At 48.3% G+C, this 296-nt stretch carries 1 protein-coding gene; it reads left to right on the top strand.

Annotated features, from left to right (window positions below):
• On the top strand, positions 1-296 hold a 296-nt coding region (locus AB9F29_RS22175; RefSeq protein WP_369757287.1), incomplete at both ends, for a hypothetical protein.

Genomic DNA, 296 nt, shown 5'->3' with positions numbered 1-296 from the left:
GCGCGCGATATTTTTAGTGAACAGGCCCAAGTCCGCCTTTCAGCCACGCAGCAAACACGTGGAAAAGGGTTTTTGGACTGGTACGAAGGGGTCGAAAAGGAACTGCTATCGCAAACGAGTGGGCCAACGACGCAAACGGCAACAAAGGACCTTGTTTTAGCCTTTTCACAGATAGAAGGCAGCCCACAATCTTTCCTTCAGAAAATTTATGTGACGAACAATCAAAAGCCCGCGGATGAACGACATGTATTTGACAAGTCATTTGATGGTTCGTGCTATGGTTTTGCCAAGGGGCC

Origin of the sequence: Falsihalocynthiibacter sp. S25ZX9, from assembly GCF_041205405.1 — a bacterium.
In the GTDB taxonomy this organism is placed as follows: domain Bacteria; phylum Pseudomonadota; class Alphaproteobacteria; order Rhodobacterales; family Rhodobacteraceae; genus Falsihalocynthiibacter; species Falsihalocynthiibacter arcticus.
Note: the sequence above shows the minus strand (reverse complement) of the source record. Positions and strands in the feature narration are given on the sequence as shown.